Annotated in this window: 4 protein-coding genes; 1 reads left to right on the top strand and 3 read right to left on the bottom strand. The window is 64.3% G+C overall.

What is annotated here, in order from left to right; all coding sequences use genetic code 11:
- Positions 1-38: 38 nt before the first annotated feature.
- On the bottom strand, positions 39-13,478 hold the full coding sequence (locus tag ACNH6H_RS01525) for a VCBS domain-containing protein (RefSeq protein ID WP_418315025.1): 13,440 nt from the start codon (positions 13,476-13,478) through the stop codon (positions 39-41).
- A gap of 328 nt (positions 13,479-13,806) precedes the next feature.
- Complete coding sequence (locus ACNH6H_RS01530) at positions 13,807-14,127, bottom strand: hypothetical protein (RefSeq protein ID WP_418315027.1); 321 nt, start codon at positions 14,125-14,127, stop codon at positions 13,807-13,809.
- A gap of 261 nt (positions 14,128-14,388) precedes the next feature.
- On the opposite strand from ACNH6H_RS01530, the gene zwf reads away from it, so the two are divergent.
- On the top strand, positions 14,389-15,855 hold the full coding sequence (zwf, locus tag ACNH6H_RS01535; protein ID WP_418315029.1) for a glucose-6-phosphate dehydrogenase: 1,467 nt from the start codon (positions 14,389-14,391) through the stop codon (positions 15,853-15,855).
- Positions 15,856-15,864: 9 nt separating this feature from the next.
- Here the strand turns inward: zwf and ACNH6H_RS01540 are convergent, their stop codons facing one another.
- Positions 15,865-17,007 carry a mechanosensitive ion channel family protein gene (locus tag ACNH6H_RS01540; RefSeq protein WP_418315031.1) on the bottom strand — a complete coding sequence of 381 codons (1,143 nt, stop codon included), beginning with the start codon at positions 17,005-17,007 and terminating at the stop codon, positions 15,865-15,867.
- Positions 17,008-17,115: the final 108 nt, after the last annotated feature.

The raw sequence follows: 17,115 nt of genomic DNA on the forward strand, positions 1-17,115 counted from the left end.
TGGTTGGTATTCATCGAAAAACTCGCTTCGGCTGTGCTTCAGGCGCGCGGCGGCTGGCCGAGCACTGGTTCGGGCGCTGCATGACGCGCCGGCGCGCCGACCCGCCGGTCCTTTGCGAACATCCGCTCGACATCTTCATCATCGTCATCGTCGGCACCGCCGGCCGCGCCGCGACCCGACGACAGCACCGGCAACGGATCGATCATCTGCCACGCCGGCATCGACGACAGCAGCGAGCTCAGCAACAGCCCGCCACGCACCAGCCAGACGACATAACCGACCGACAGGCCGGTGGTGACGGCAATCGACGAAGCAATCGCCGTCTGGTGGCCGTTGGCCAGGCTCTGGATCTGCTGCTGCAATTCGTCGAACCGCCGCAGCAGCTCGCCGCCTTGCAGCGAGGAGAGCAATGCCGACATCTCGACCGAGCCGAACTCGGGATTCAGCGCCTGCGCCAGCACCTGGTCCGCGACCGATCCCAGACCGCTGCGCCCGGCTTGAACGACCGGTCTCGATACGACCAGCGACGTGCCGATGCCGTCGTTCGTCGCGGCTTCGACCGGCGGTTCTGCGGCCACTGGTGGAGCCACCAGTTCCAACCGTGTTTCGACGAGCGCCTGCAGCGGCTTTGCTGCGACGGTTTCGACCGGAACCGGCCTGGCCGCCGGCGCGAGCGGGACCTCGTCGACGGCGAGGACCACCCGCGGCTCGATGTGCATCTTGAAGGTGGCAATCGCGGCCGCGCCCGACGAATCCCTGGCAACGACATTGACGCTGAGGATGCGCGCCATGCCACCCGGCGGCGTACCTGAAAACGTCAGGCGCTCCGAATCGAATTTCAGCCACTCTGGCAAGGGTGTGCCATCTTCCAGCGTCGCGGTGAACTGCAGCCGGTCGGCGGTGTCGGCATCGGCAAAGGTCGGCAGCGGCACGACGAAGCGGAAACCCTCGCCATTGGTCAGTGCCTGGTCGAGCGGCTCCGAAGCGACCACTGGCGCATTGTTGATGCCGTGCATCGTCACCTCGATGCGACGGGTCACGTTTGCACCATGCGGGTCGGTGATCGTCACGTCGAAGGCATCGACCCGCGTCTCATCGGCGGCCAGATACACCACTGCCGCTGAATCGACCTGGTAATTCCACAGCAGGCGGCCACGGTCGGCAAAATCAGCTGCGGCCGGATCGCGCACGACGGTCAAACGACCAAGCACGCCGTCGACGGGCCTGACGTCGAAGCGGATGCCCGGCGCGTCGCTGAGGTCGGCATCGGCGTAGACCAGGTGGCCGCTATCGCCGAGCAGATCGGCCGGATCGGCCGACTCGACGACCGCGCCGCTGAGCCGCGCATCGACGATTACCGGCGCATCGTTGCTGCCGTGGATCAGCACCTCGATGCGCCGGCTGACCAGGCCGCCGTGGCCGTCGTCGAGCGTGATGTCGAACTGTTCGACGCGGCTTTCACCGACCGCCAGGTAGCGAATCGCCGCCGCATCGACGCTGTAGCTCCAGCGCAGCACGCCGCCGGTGCCGGTGCCGGTGGTGTCGCTCAGCAGTTCGGCGCCGAGGCGACCGAGCACCTCACCAACCGGCGCACCGGACGGCGATACGACGTGGACATCGCTGAGGTTGACATCGTTGAAGCGGATCAGCCCGTCGGTCTGCTGGATCGTATCGGCGGCAGTCGACGCGACGATCACGCCGTTCAGCGTCTGCGACGTGATCACAGGCGCCGCATTCGGTCCACTGATCGTGATGTCGATTCGTCGCGTGGCGATGCTGCCATTGCCATCGTTCAGCTCGATCAAGAAGCTTTCAACGCGCAACTCGCCGGCGGCCAGATAGTCGACGTCGTCGCTGGGCACGCTGTAGTTCCAGACCAGATGGCCGCCGCTGCCGCTGGCATCGGGATCGACGCGCTGGCTGACCGTCAGCCGACCGAGCGCGCTGCCGATCGGCGTGCCGACGCCGGAGGCAAGGTGAACGTCGTTGCGGTCGGCGTCCTGATACACGATCACCCCGTCGGTGCGCAGATCGCCGATGACTTCTTCGTAGTTGAAGACCGCGCCGTTCAGCTGTTCCGAATCGATCACGATCGCATCGTTGGTGCCGGCGATCGTCACATCGATCTGCCTTGTGACAATGTGGCCGTTCTGGTCGTCGACGCTGATCGTGAAGCTTTCGACTCTCGTCTCGCCAACAGCCAGGTATTCAACAGCAGAAGCCGCGACGGTATAGGTCCAGGTCAACTGGCCACCGGTTCCAGTCCCGGTCGTGTCCACATCCTTCAACGCGGTCAGGCTGCCAAGCACGCTGCCAACCGGTATGCCGACCGGCGAGACGAGGTGAACGTCGTTGAAGTCTTTGTCGTTGAAGCTGATCGTGCCGCTGTCGCTCAGGGTGCCGACGGGCGTCACCGCCTCGGTGATCGCACCGGTCAGTTGTTCAGCGGCGATCACGATGGCATCGTTGCCGCCGGTGATCGTCACATCGATGCGCTTGGTCAGCAGCCCGCCGTTCTGGTCGTCGAGCGTGATGTCGAAGCTTTCTACCTTGGTCTGGCCGGCGGCGAGGTATTCGACTGCCGACGCAGCAACCGTATAAGTCCAGGTGAGTCGGCCACCACCGCCGCTGCCGGTCGTGTCGGAGTTCTGTACCGCGGTCAGGCTGCCAAGCACGCTGCCGACCGGCACGCCGTTCGGCGAGACCAGATGCACATCGCTCAGATCGACATCGATGAACTCGATCACGCCGCTGTCGCTCAGGTTGCCGACCGGGTTCACCAGTTCGGTCACCGCGCCGCCCAGCTGTTCGGCGGTGATCACCGGTGCATCGTTGCTGCCGGTGATCGTCACATCGATCTGCCGCGTGACGGTATGGCCGTTCTGGTCGTCGATGCTGATCGTGAAGCTTTCCAGCTTCGTTTCGCCGGCGGCGAGGTACTCGACCGCCGAGCCGGCAACGGTATAAATCCAGGTCAAATGGCCGCCGGCGCCAGTCCCGGTGGTGTCGGCGTTCTTCACGGCGGTCAACGAACCCAGCACGCTGCCGATCGGCGTGCCGACCGGCGAGACGATGTGCACGTCGTTGAAGTCGCGGTCGGTGAAGTCGAGCGTGCCACTGTCGGTCAGGTTGCCGACCGGCGTCACCGCTTCGGTGATGGCGCCGATCAGCTGTTCCGAAGTGATCAAGATCGCATCGTTGCTGCCGGTGATCGTCACGTCGATGCGCTTGGTCAGCAGCCCGCCGTTCTGATCATCCAGCGTGATGTCGAAACTTTCGATACGGGTCTGGCCGGCTGCCAGGTATTCGACTGCCGAGGCGGCGACGGTATAGGTCCAGGTCAATCGGCCGCCGGTGCCGGTTCCATTCGTGTCGGAATTTCTCACCGCGGTCAACGAACCGAGCACACTGCCGACCGGTGCGCCATTCGGCGACACCAGGTGCGCATCGTTCAGATCGACATCGCTGAAGTCGATCGACCCGCTGTCGCTCAGGTTGCCGACCGGCGCCACCCGTTCGGCCACCGCGCCGCTCAGCTGCTCGGCGGTGATCACCGGTGCATCGTTGCTGCCGGTGATCGTCACGTCGATCTGCCTGACCAGCAGACTGCCGTTGCCGTCGTCGATGCTGATCGTGAAACGCTCGACCTTGGTCTGGCCGGCGGCGAGGTATTCGACTGCCGATGCGGCAACGGCATAGGTCCAGGTCAGCTGGCCGCCGGTGCCCGATCCGGTCGTGTCGCTGTCCTTCACGACGCTCAGCGAACCAAGCACAGGCCCGGTCGGTGTGCCGGTCGGCGACACCAGATGCGAATCGGTCAGGTCGACATCGATGAAGCGGATCACACCGCTGTCGGTCAGGTTGCCGGCTGGTGTGATCGATTCGACAACGTTGCCGCCCAGTTGCTCCGAGCTGATCACGATCGCATCGTTGGTACCGGTGATCGTCACATCGATCTGCCGAGTGACGATGTGGCCGTTCTGGTCGTCAATGCTGATCGTGAAGCTTTCGACTCTCGTCTCGCCAACAGCCAGGTATTCGACCGCTGTTGCGGCCACGGTGTAAGTCCAGGTCAGTTGGCCGCCGGTTCCAGTCCCGGTCGTGTCGGCATTCTTCACCGCGGTCAACGAACCCAGCACGCTGCCGATCGGTGTGCCGTTCGGCGAGACGATGTGCACATCGTTGAAGTCGCGGTCGTTGAAGCTGATCGTGCCGCTGTCGCTCAGGTTGCCGACCGGCGTCACCGCTTCGGTGATGGCGCCGGTGAGCTGTTCGGCGGTGATGACGATTTCATCGTTGCTGCCGGTGATCGCCACATCGATGCGCTTGGTCAACAGCCCGCCGTTCTGGTCGTTCAGCGTGATGTCGAAGCTCTCGATGCGGGTCTGCCCTGCGGCCAGGTATTCGACCGCCGATGCGGCGACGGTATAGGTCCAGGTCAATCGGCCACCGGCGCCGGTTCCAGTCGTGTCCGAATTCTTCACCGCGGTCATCGAGCCGAGCACGCTGCCGACCGGTGCGCCGATCGGCGAGACCAGGTGCACATCGCTCAGGTCGACATCGATGAACTCGATCACGCCGCTGTCGCTGAGGTTGCCGACCGGGTTCACCAGTTCGGTCACCGCACCGCTCAGCTGTTCTGCGGTGATCACCGGTGCATCGTTGGTGCCGGTGATCGTCACATCGATCTGCCTTGTCACGACACTGCCGTTCTGGTCGTCGATGCTGATCGTGAAGCTTTCCAGCTTCGTCTCGCCGGCGGCCAGGTATTCCACCGCGCCGGCCGCAACGGTATAGGTCCAGGTCAGCTGGCCGCCTGTTCCAGTCCCGGTCGTGTCGGCATTCTTCACCCCGCTCAGGCTGCCAAGCACGCTGCCGATCGGTGTGCCAGCGGCCGACACCAGGTGGACGTCGTTGAAGTCTTTATCGGTGAAGCTGATCGTGCCGCTGTCGGTCAGGTTGCCGAGCGGTGTCACTGCTTCGGTCACCGCGCCCGTCAGCTGCTCGGCGGTGATGACGATGTCATCGTTGCTGCCGGTGATCGTCACGTCGATGCGCTTGGTCAGGAGCCCGCCGTTCTGATCATCGAGGGTGATGTCGAAGCTTTCGATACGGGCCTGGCCTGCCGCGAGGTATTCGACTGCCGAGGCGGCAACCGTATAAGTCCAGCTCAGGCGCCCGCCACCGCCGCTGCCGGTCGTGTCCGAATTCTTCACTGCAATGAGGCTGCCGAGCACGGAGCCGACCGGCGCACCGTTCGGCGACACCAGGTGCACGTCGTTCAAGTCGACATCGCTGAACTCGATCGTTCCGCCGTCGCTCAGGTTGCCGACCGGCGCCACCAGTTCGGCCACTGCGCCGTGCAACTGCTCGGCGGTGATCACCGGCGCATCGTTGCTGCCGGTGATCGTCACGTCGATCCGCTTGATCAGCACGCTGCCATTGCCGTCGTCGATGCTGATGTCGAAACGCTCGACCTTGGTCTGGCCGGCGGCGAGGTATTCGACTGCCGATGCGGCAACGGCATAGGTCCAGGTCAGCTGGCCGCCGGTGCCCGATCCGGTCGTGTCGCTGTCCTTCACGATGCCCAGCGAACCAAGCACAGGCCCGGTCGGTGTGCCGGTCGGCGACACCAGATGCGAATCGGTCAGGTCGACATCGATGAAGCGGATCACACCGCTGTCGGTCAGGTTGCCGGCTGGTGCGATCGATTCGACAACGTTGCCGCCCAGTTGCTCCGAGCTGATCACGATCGCATCGTTGGTACCGGTGATCGTCACATCGATCTGCCGCGTGACGATGTGGCCGTTCCGGTCGTCGATGCTGATCGTGAAGCTTTCGACTCTCGTCTCGCCAACAGCCAGGTATTCGACGGCTGTCGCGGCAACGGTGTAGGTCCAGGTCAGTTGGCCACCGATGCCGGTTCCGGTCGTATCGGTATTCTTCACCGCCGTCAGGCTGCCGAGCACGGTGCCAACCGGCGTGCCGACCGGCGAGACGATGTGCACGTCGTTGAAATCACGATCGGTAAAGCTGATCGTGCCGCTGTCGGTCAGGTTGCCGAGCGGTGTCACTGCTTCAGTGATCGCACCGGTCAGTTGTTCGGCGGTGATGACGATGGCATCGTTGCTGCCGGTGATCGTCACGTCGATGCGCTTGGTCAGCAGCCCGCCGTTCTGGTCGTTCAGCGTGATGTCGAAACTTTCGATACGGGTCTGGCCTGCCGCGAGATATTCGACTGCCGAGGCGGCAACCGTATAAGTCCAGCTCAGGCGCCCGCCACCGCCGCTGCCGGTCGTGTCCGAATTCTTCACTGCAACGAGGCTGCCGAGCACGGAGCCGACCGGCGCGCCGTTCGGCGATACCAGATGGACATCGCTCAGGTCGACATCGATGAATTCGATCACGCCGCTGTCGCTCAGATTGCCGACTGGTGTCACCAGTTCGGTCACCGCACCGCTCAGCTGTTCTGCGGTGATCACCGGTGCATCGTTGCTGCCGGTGATCGTCACGTCGATCTGCCGCGTGACGGTATGGCCGTTCTGGTCGTCGATGCTGATCGTGAAGCGCTCGACCTTGGTCTCGCCAGCGGCGAGGTATTCGACCGCCGATGCGGCGACGGCATAAGTCCAGGTCAGCTGACCGCCGGCGCCGGTCCCGGTGGTGTCGGCGTTCTTCACGGCGGTCAACGAACCCAGCACGCTGCCGATCGGCGTGCCGACCGGCGAGACGATGTGCACGTCGTTGAAATCGCGGTCGGTAAAACGGATCGTGCCGCTGTCGGTCAGGTTGCCGACCGGCGTCACCGCTTCGGTGATGGCCCCGGTCAGTTGCTCGGGGGTGATGACGATGTCATCGTTGCTGCCGGTGATCGTCACATCGATGCGTTTGGTCAGCAGCCCGCCGTTCTGGTCGTTCAGCGTGACGTCAAAACTCTCGACCCTGGTTTGCCCGGCCGCCAGGTATTCAACCGCCGATGCGGCGACCGTATAAGTCCAGGTCAGCCGCCCACCGGTGCCGCTGCCGGTCGTGTCGGAATTTTTCACCGCTGTCAGCGATCCGAGCACGCTGCCGATCGGGGTGCCATTCGGCGAAACCAGATGAACGTCGTTCAGGTCGACATCGCTGAACTCGATAGCTCCGCTGTCGCTCAGGACGCCGACCGGCGTCACCAGCTCGGCCACCGCACCGCTCAGCTGCTCGGCGGTGATCACCGGCGCATCGTTGCTGCCGGTGATCGTCACGTCGATCTGCCTTGTCACGATGTGACCGTTCTGGTCGTCGATGCTGATCGTGAAGCTTTCAACCTTGGTCTGACCGGCCGCGAGGTACTCGACCGCCGACGCAGCGACGCTGTAGGTCCAGGTCAGCTGGCCGCCGAGGCCGGTACCGGTCGTGTCGCTGTTCTTCACCGCGGTCAGGCTGCCGAGCACACTGCCGATGGCTGCGCCGGTCGGCGATACCACGTGCACATCGTTGAAATCGCGGTCAGTAAAACGGATCGTGCCGCTGTCGGTCAGATTGCCGACCGGCGTCACCGCTTCGGTGATGGCACCGGTCAGTTGTTCGGCGGTGATGACGATGTCATCGTTGCTGCCGGTGATCGTCACATCGATGCGCCGCGTCAGCAGGCCGCCTTTCTGGTCGTTCAGCGTGATTTCGAAGCTGTCGACCCTGGTCTGGCCGGCCGCGAGGTATTCGACTGCCGATGCCGCCACCGTATAGGTCCAGGTCAGACGGCCGCCGGTGCCGGTGCCGGTCGTGTCCGAGTTCTTCACCGCAGTCAACGAGCCGAGCACGCTGCCGATCGGCGTGCCATTCGGCGATACCAGGTGCACATCGTTCAGATCGACATCGCTGAACTCGATAGCTCCACTGTCGCTCAGGCTGCCGACCGGCGTCACCAGCTCGACCACCGCACCGCTCAATTGTTCGGCGGTGATCAGCGGTGCATCGTTGCTGCCGGTGATCGTCACATCGATCCGCCTGACCAGCACGCTGCCATTGCCGTCGTCGATGTTGATGTCGAAACTTTCGACCTTGGTCTGGCCGGCCGCGAGGTATTCGACCGCCGAGGCGGCAACGGTATAGGTCCACGTCAGCTGGCCACCGGTTCCGCTGCCGGTGGTGTCGGCATTTTTCACCGCGGTCAGCGAGCCGAGCACACTGCCCACCGGTGTCCCGGTCGGCGTGACCGTGTGCACATCGTTCAGGTCGACATCGCTGAACGTGATCGCGCCGGTGTCGACGAGATTGCCCGACGGTGTCAGCAGTTCGGTCACCGCGCCGGTCAGCTTCTGCGTATTGATGACGATCGCATCGTTGCTGCCAGTCAGCGTCACATCGATCTGCCGCGTGACGAGGCTGCCTTTCTGGTCATTGATGCTGATCGTGAAACTGTCGACACGGGTTTGTCCGGCCGCCAGGTATTCGAGCGCCGACGCCGCGACCGTATAGGTCCAGGTCAGTTTGCCACCGGTGCCGGTGCCGGTGGTGTCGGAGTTCTTCACCGCGGTCAAACTGCCGAGCACCGAGCCGACCGGCGTTCCGGTCGCAGACACCAGGTGCACATCGGTCAGGTCGACATCGCTGAAGAAGATCGCCGCGCTGGTGCTCAGGTTGCCGACCGGTGTCACCGCCTCGGTGATCGAGCCGGTCAGCGTCTCGGCGGTGATGACGACCGGGTCGTTGGTGCCGGTGATCGTCGCGGTGACGATGCGGGTGATCAGGCTGCCATTGCCGTCGTCGATCGACAGCGTGAAGCTCTCGTTCTTCGTCTGCCCAGCCGCCAGATACTCGACCGCCGACGCGGCAACCGAATAGGTCCAGGTCAGCAGACCGCCGGTACCGGTGCCGGTGGTATCGCTGTTTTTCACTGCGGTGACCGATCCGAGCGTGCTGCCGCTCGGCACACCGGTCGGCGACACCGTGTGCACGTCGTTCAGATCGACATCGGCAAAACTGATCGTATTGCCGTTGCTCAGGCTGCCGACCGGAGGCGTCGTCGATTCGACGACCGACGTCGTCAGGTTGGCGACCGGCGTCGTCACCGGATCGTTGATGCCGGTGATCGTGAAGGTCAGTGTGCTGCTCGACGTCAAACCGCCGGCATCACGCACCGTGTAGCTGAAGGTCTCGACCGCGGTCTGCGACTTTGCAAGCGCCTTGGCTGCAGCGGTCGACGGCAGATAGGTGTAGCTGCCGTCGGTCTTCAAGGTCAGCGTGCCGTAGATGCCGGTCAATGGCGAATTGACGACGCCTGGCGTGCCGCCGAAGGCGACCGCCGAAACGACCTTGCTGTCGCCGGCATCGACATCGCTGTCGTTGGCCAGCACGCCGGTTCCGGCGCCGACGCTGCGCGTCGCATCCTGCGTCGCGGTACCGGTATCCGGATTCGCGACCGGCGCCTCGTTGACGTTGACGACCCGAACGACGAACAGCTGCTCGGCCGCCGCGCCGGCGCCATCGGTCGCGCGAACCTGCACGTAGTAATAGTTGTTGGTCGTCGCGTCGAGCGGTGTCTCGAAATCCGGTGCCGCATTGAAGACCAGCTGGTTGCCTCCGTTGATCGAGAACAAGCTGCGGTCGGCGCCACCGGCGATGCTGTAGCTGATCGCTCCGCCTTCCGGATCGGTCGCGGCGAGGTTCGTGACGAAGCTCGTGTTCTCGTTGATCACCGGCAGCGGCGCGGTCGTGATCCTCGGCGGCGTATTGGTTGGTGCGGTCGTTGTCGAGACGGTGAAGCCGCCGAAGTTTCTCGGCACGGCGCTGGTCAGGCCGATGTCCGATCCGTCGAACAGCAAGGCGCTGGTCGCCACCGATCCCGGAACCGGATCCTGCTGCGTCTTGCTGACCGTCAATGCAACGATGTCGAGGTTGGTGATCGGTGTGCCTGCGACGGTATTGCTCGAGTCGATGCCGAGCAGCAGCGTGCCTTTTGCCAGCAAGGTGTCGTTGAACGCGGTCGGATGCGTCAGCAGGTGCAGGCCCTCGATCTTCGCGCTGATGCCGAGCGACGAACCAAGCAGCAGCAGCTGGCGATCGTCGGTCTTCGTCAGCGAGCCGAGCCCGGTGCTGCGGATCCGCACCGTATAGATGTTGCTGTCTTCCGATCCACCTTCGTGCGCAACCAGCAAGGTACCGGCGGTCAGCAGCGTGCCGCCGACCATGGTATCGGTCTCGACCAGCGTGAACGCATGGACCTCGCGGTCGGAGCCGGAGCGGTGCACGCCATCCTGCAGCAGCATCGACCAGCTGCCGCTGGCGTAATTCCCTGCCACATGCGGCCGGAATACGACGATGTCCTCTTCGTCGGCCCGGAAATCGTTGTACGGGTTGCCGTCGCCGCCGTTCAGGTCGACGTCATCGTTATGGAAGGCGATCAGCAGATCGCCCGGGTTCAACGTGAACTGGTTGTTGCTGCCGCCGTCGCCGAGCGTCAGCGTCGTCTCGACATAGTGCAGGCCGCGGATCTTTTCCGGCGCAACAAAGCCAGGCAGCTTGCTCAGCGTGCCGGCCGTCGCACCGCCATTGATGTCGAAATGGTCGTCTGCGGTGCCGAACTGCAACACCTCACGGCTGGTAAACGAGATGCCGGTGGCCGAGCCGGAATCGGTGGTCGAGAACCAGACCACGCCCGACGGCTGGCCCGGCACGCCGTAGACGTCGGTCACGGTGATCGCCAGCGCCTGGCTTGCGAATGCGCCGAACGGGTCGGTGGCCCGCACCGTGACGTTGTAGACATTGTCGGCACCGGCATCACTCGGCGCCTCCCAGTTCGGCGCGACCTTGAACGTCAGCACGCCGGTGCTCGAATTGATGTTGAACAACGCTGCGTCGGCGCCGCCGCTGATCGTGTACAGCGGCGTGTCGCCGTCGACGTCGCTTGCAACGACCGTCGTCACCGCGGTGCTGTTTTCCGGCACCGACAGCGCCGCGCTCGCGCCACCGCCATTGCTGGTGATCACCGGCGCGTCATTGACCGCGGTGATCGTCAAGTTGAATGCGGTCTGTGTGACCAGTTCGCCGTCCGAGACACTGACGGTGACGGTGACGACACCGTTGGCATTGGCGACCGGGCTCAGCGTCAGCGTGCGGTTGCTGCCGCTGCCGCCGAGCACGATGCCGGCGCTGCTCAGCAAGGCCAGATTGCTCGACACCGCCAGCACGTTGAGCAGGCCTGCAGGCGACTCGCCGTCGCCGACAGTGAACGCGATCGGGCCGAGCGCGGTGTCCTCGGCCGTGACCTGGTTGGCGATCGAACCGATCGTCGGCGCGGTATTCGGCTGCTCGTAGGCGCCGATGTCCGGCGCCAGATAACGCCCGACACCGCGCTGGTCGAGCGCCGGCGCGGCCGGATCGCCGGCATTGATCGCCGCCGAACCGGTGACCAGCGCCAGCGTCGGCGCATACCCGCCATTGGCCGCCAGCGATCCGGCCGGCACCAGCCCTGCCGATGCCGGATGGACGTCGGTCGCCAGATTGAGCCCGGCGGTATTGTCGGTATCGAGGTTGTAGCCCTGCGACAGCTGGGCCGCATTGCTGTTGCCGCCGGTATTCGCCGCCAGGATCGTGCTCTTGATCGAGACCGTCACACCGTTCGAGAACAGGCCGCCGCCGCTGGCCGCAGAGTTGTAGGCAATCGTCGAGTTGGCGATCGAATAACCCGCCGAAGCGAGGTACAGGCCGCCGCCCGAAGCGGCCGCGGTATTGCTGGCAATCGTGCTGTTGACGATCGACAGGCTGCCACCGCTGGCATACAGGCCGCCACCGTCCAGGCTCGCGCTGTTCTGGCTCAACGTCGACTTGCTGATCGACAACGAACCCGAACCCTGGCTGTAGATGCCGCCACCCGAGCTTGCCGAGTTCGACTTGATCCAGACATCGGTCAATGTGGCCGAGCCGGCGTTGCGCAATCCGCCACCGTCGCCCGATGCGGTGTTGTCGCTGAGCGTGACCTGCTCGAGCGTCAGGCTGCCGAGGTTGTGGATGCCGGCACCACTGCTTGCTGCGTTGCCGCTGACGACGACATTCGACAAGCTGACATCGGCGCTCGCACGGACAAGGATGCCACCGCCGTCGGTGACGCCGGCCCCGCCGGTGATCGTCAGGTCCTGGAAGCGAACGCTGCCGCTGTGCACGTCGAAGACGCGATCATTGCCGAGCAGAGCGGCATTGACGGTGGTCGTTGCCGCGCCGGCGCCAACGAAGGTCACGCTGTCGGTGATGTCGAGGTCGCCAAAGGCATTCAGATCCTCGGGCAGGCCGACCGATGTCAGATCATGGCTGCCGGCCAGCAGCGTGATCGTGTCGAGGCCCGGATTCGCATTGGCCGAATTGATTGCCGCGCGCAGCGAACCCGGCAAACCGTCGGCAATCGACGGATCGGCGTTGTAGTTGGCGAGTAGCCCGGTCCATTGCAGCCGCGCAACCGCGCTCGGTGCAAGCGCAGCTTCGATCTGGCCGGCCTGGTATTCGAGCACCCAGTTGCCGCCACCGGCGCTGTGGCCGGTCAGGTCGGCACTCGCCGCCACGTCGGCTCCGGTCAGTTCGGCAATCTGCCGCAGCAGCGCCTGCCCGTCGTCGCTGCCGGCGACGTCGCAGCCGTAGAACAGCAGGTCGGCATCGTCGGTCAGCGCGGTTCGCCAGCCTTTGAATGCCTCGGCGCGCTCGACGAGCGCCGCCGAATCAAGCCGCACCTTGCCGATCTGCAGGGCCTGATCCGAACCGTGGCTCAACACATGCACCGCGGTGATGCCGCTGCGACCGGCCAGCACCTCGTCGATCCGGGCCAGACCGTCCTCGTCCGCAGCGATGCGGATCACCTCGACCGGCCGCCCTGCTGCACGTTGCGCCAGCAAGTCGCCGATCAGCAGCTCGGCATCCGGAATCGACAGGTCGATGAAGACCAGTTCGCTGACCGTTGGCAGCATGGCCGTGGCGGGCGGCGCAGCGGCATTGGCCGGCTGCCAGTGGACGGTCGCCCCGGTCAGTGCCTGCAATTCGAGCCCGAGCGCGCGCGCCGCGGCGCCGCCGCCGTGCAGGTCGATCGAGGCGGCCGTCGCCAGCGCGTCGCCCCATCCGGCGGTGGCGGCCGCACGCGCGAGCAGCTGCGTGCTGTCGACGACTCCGGCACCGAGAACAGGCTGACCTTCGTCTTCGGCAAACACGATATGCAAACCGCCAAGGCCGCTGCGCTGCTGCAGCTCCGCATCGATGCGTGCGAAGGCATCTTCAGCGGGACCGATGACGACCACATCGATCCTGCGATCGGCAGCGGCGATGTCGGCCAGCAGTCGATGATGCGTGGCCCGTGCGTCGACGACGAACAGTTGATGCGTCGCTTCGACGGCCGCCGCGTCCGCAACGAGTTGCAGATGGTTCTCGACGCCCGGCGTCGGCAGCAGCCCGAGCGGCGCGAGATCGGCCGAGTGCAGCACCCGCTCTTCCATCGCTTCGACGATCGGCCGACGGGCCAATCTCGTTCGGGCGGCCGAAACGCCCTTCCCCGCGTTCGTCCGCGCGTTTCCGGCACAACGGCCGGACAGTTTGGAAACGCGGAAAAAGGAGGAGGGAAAAGACATCGTCCGAGCCTAATCGGCGATGTCAGCGAATGATTGAGCCTTCAAAGTCGAAAATACCGGCCTTTATCGATTCATTTTGCGTGGCCGGGTAATAGCAACTCGTATTGGCAATCCTTGCGGCAATATTTACCTGAAATATCGGTGGGATGTTTTGATCTGTCTTGGTGCCGACCGGCCCGTGACATCCTTGACGGGCCGGCCCAAACGACAATTCAGCCGCGCTTCAGCCGCCGCCGAACAATTCACGGTTTTGCGCGCTGCCTTGACCGGCGGTGATCTGCGAACGGACCGTTTCGCGGCTGAATTCGCGCACCTGTTCGAAGGCGTCGGACTCGCTGCCGTTGCGACGGCTCAGGTGCGGGTTCTCGCGCTGCGCCTGTTGCAGTTCCTGCTGAACCTGCGCGCGTGACTTGACGCTGGCCGGCACCTCGAACTCGGTGGCCTCGATCGCCGATGCTGCGGCACTGCAGGCCATGATCGCGAGCACTGCGCCGAGGCGCGACAAGCGGCTGGAAAAATGCTGCGGATACTGATGGGTAGACATGACAAAGCTCCTGACTTGAGGGCGATGGCGGAATGCCATCGACATGCGTAGTTTCCCTAGGATCTCGGCGACGCGAATCGCCCATCGGAGCCATCGCAGCAGTGCATGAAGGATCAATCGGGCAGTTTCCGATGACAGCTGCAACATATCGTCTTGCAAGCGTCACCGAGTGGACGCACAACCACAACGCCGCAGCGAAAAGATGGACAGCCGGGCTCGCCGCGGTTGATGATGAGCGCAGCGACATCCTCGGGAGTGCGAATGCCAAGAGTCAATCCAGCCGGAGTCGGGCCGCGGTTTCCGCAGCTCGTCGTGCTGTTCGGCGCCACCGGTGACCTGGCACGGCGCAAATTGCTGCCGGGACTGTTCCACCTGGCCAGCGAAGGCTTCATTCCCGGCTGCCGGATCATCGGCGTCTCGCTCGACGATATCGATCGCGACCGCTTCCGTGAACTCGCGCGCGCGGCGATCGACGAGTTTTTTACCCGCAAGACCAGTTCCAGCGATTGGCAGGCTTTTGCCGAATCGCTCGACTATGTGCCGCTGTCGGCTGGCCCGGCCGCGCTGAAGGCGGCGGTCGACGCCGCCGAGAAAAGTTTCGGCCGCGAAAACCGGCGCCTGCACTACCTGAGCGTGCCACCGAATGCCGCGTTGGCTGCAGTGCATCTGCTCGGCGAGGCCGGGCTGGTCGAGAACTCGCGGATCGTGATGGAAAAGCCGTTCGGCACCGATTTGGCAAGCGCGGTCAAATTGAATGCCGAACTGCACGAGGTCTTCGACGAACAGCAGATCTACCGCATCGACCACTTTCTCGGCAAGGAGCCGGCGCAGAACATCCTCGCCTTCCGTTTCGCAAACGGCCTGTTCGAGCCGATCTGGAACCGCAATTTCATCGACCACGTGCAGATCGACGTCCCGGAAACCCTCGGTCTCGGCTCGCGGTCGGCCTTCTACGAGGCCACCGGCGCATTTCGCGACATGGTCGTCACGCACCTGTTCCAGATCCTTGCCTTCATGGCAATGGAGCCGCCAACCTCGCTCGAGCCGGCGCCGATCAGCGAGGAGAAAAACAAGGTTTTCCGCAGCATGTTGCCGATTGCACCGGACGATGTCGTGCGCGGCCAGTACAGCGGTTACCGCGGCGAGCCCGGCGTATCGGCCGAGTCGGAAACCGAGACCTTCATCGCGCTGCGCTGCAATATCGACAACTGGCGCTGGGCCGGCGTGCCGTTCTACCTGCGCACCGGCAAGCGGATGGCCGAAGGCCAGCGCATCATCTCGATCGCGTTCCGCGAACCGCCAAAAAGCATGTTCCCGGCCAATTCGGGTTTCGGCGCGCAGGGCCCGGACCACCTGACCTTCGACCTTGCCGATGCCTCGAAGATGTCGTTGTCGTTCTACGGCAAACGCCCGGGGCCCGGGCTGCGGCTGGACAAGCTCAGCCTGCAGTTCGCGATGCACGATACCGGCATGATCGGCGACGTGCTCGAGGCCTACGAGCGGCTGATCCTCGATGCAATGCGCGGCGACCGCACCTTGTTCACGACCGCCGAAGGCATCGAGCGGCTGTGGCAATTGTCGACCGGGCTGCTCGAGGCGCCGCCACCGGTGCGGCTGTATGCACCCGGCTCATGGGGACCGAATGCCATCCACCAGCTGATTGCGCCGCGCGCCTGGCGGCTGCCGTTCGAGCGCGCCTGGCGCGATCCGAATGCGCAGGGTTATTGAGCAGGCGGCTCAACCAGCAACAGCCGACGGCTGGCCGCCATCGCCCGCCTTCGCGCCACTGCCATCGGCATCGACCGGCCAGTCGCCCTGGACGTGCAGCGTGCGGGTCGGGAAGGCGATCTCGGCGCCATGTTTGGCAATGATCTCGCCGATCTTCAGCAGCACATCCTGCTTGACCTCGTGGAACTCGACCCAGACGGTCGTCTTCGTGAAGGTATAGATCATCAGATCCAGCGACGAGGCACCGTATTCGTTGAAATTGACGATCAGCGTCATGTTCGAGTCGATCGCCTCGTGCTGCTGCAGCATCGTCTTGATGTCGGCGACGATGGCCTTCACCGCATCGAAATCGTCGTAACGCACGCCGATCGTCGTCTTGATCCGGCGGTGGCTCATCCGCGACGGATTCTCGACGAGGATGTTCGTGAAGACGGCATTCGGCACATAGATCGGGTTCTTGTTGAATGCGCGGATCCGGGTGTGGCGCCAACTGATGTGCTCGACCGTCCCTTCGAGTTCCTTGTCGGGCGAACGGATCCATTCACCGACGACAAATGGCCGGTCGAGGTAGATCGTCAGGCCGCCGAAAAAGTTGGCGAGGATGTCCTTGGCGGCAAAACCGACCGCGATGCCACCGACGCCACCGAGCGCCAGCAGGCCGGTGATCTGGAAACCGAGGGTCTGCGCGGCGATCAGCACCGCGACGACCAGCGTGATCAGCCGCGCCAGCTTGCCCAGCGCATCGATCGTTGTCAGATCGATTTCTTCGCCGCGCGCGGCCCGGGCGGCAACGATGTTGGTGCCGACCTTGCCGATGAAGCGCCACAGAAACCAGGCAACGCAGATGATCAGGCCGACATCGCGCACCGCCAGCGTCTCGTCGATGAACGAAACGTCGGACTGCAACTGCAGCACCCGAGCAACGAAGCCGAGCCCGACCAGCCAGATCGCGGTGACCAGCGGCCGGCTGGCGGTGTGCACCAGCGCATCGTCCCAGACCGTCGCGGTCCGTTCGGTGATTCCGCCCGCGTGGCGCAGCATCACGCGGGCGATCTGGTTCGCAATCAGCGTGACAAGCGCGATCGCAACCACGCTCGCGACCCAGGGTTCAATGCCGACGTGTTCGCTGAGATAGACGCTGAGACGGTTCATTGCCGAACTGTAGTGGACAGCGTGCGGGGCGCCGGTTCAGCGCCGTGTCCACTGCTCGCACCGCTCGGTCGATGCCGATGCGGGGCCATACCGGATTGTCATTTAATT

This window comes from Pseudideonella sakaiensis, assembly GCF_048320135.1.
GTDB lineage: Bacteria > Pseudomonadota > Gammaproteobacteria > Burkholderiales > Burkholderiaceae_C > Ideonella_A > Ideonella_A sakaiensis_A.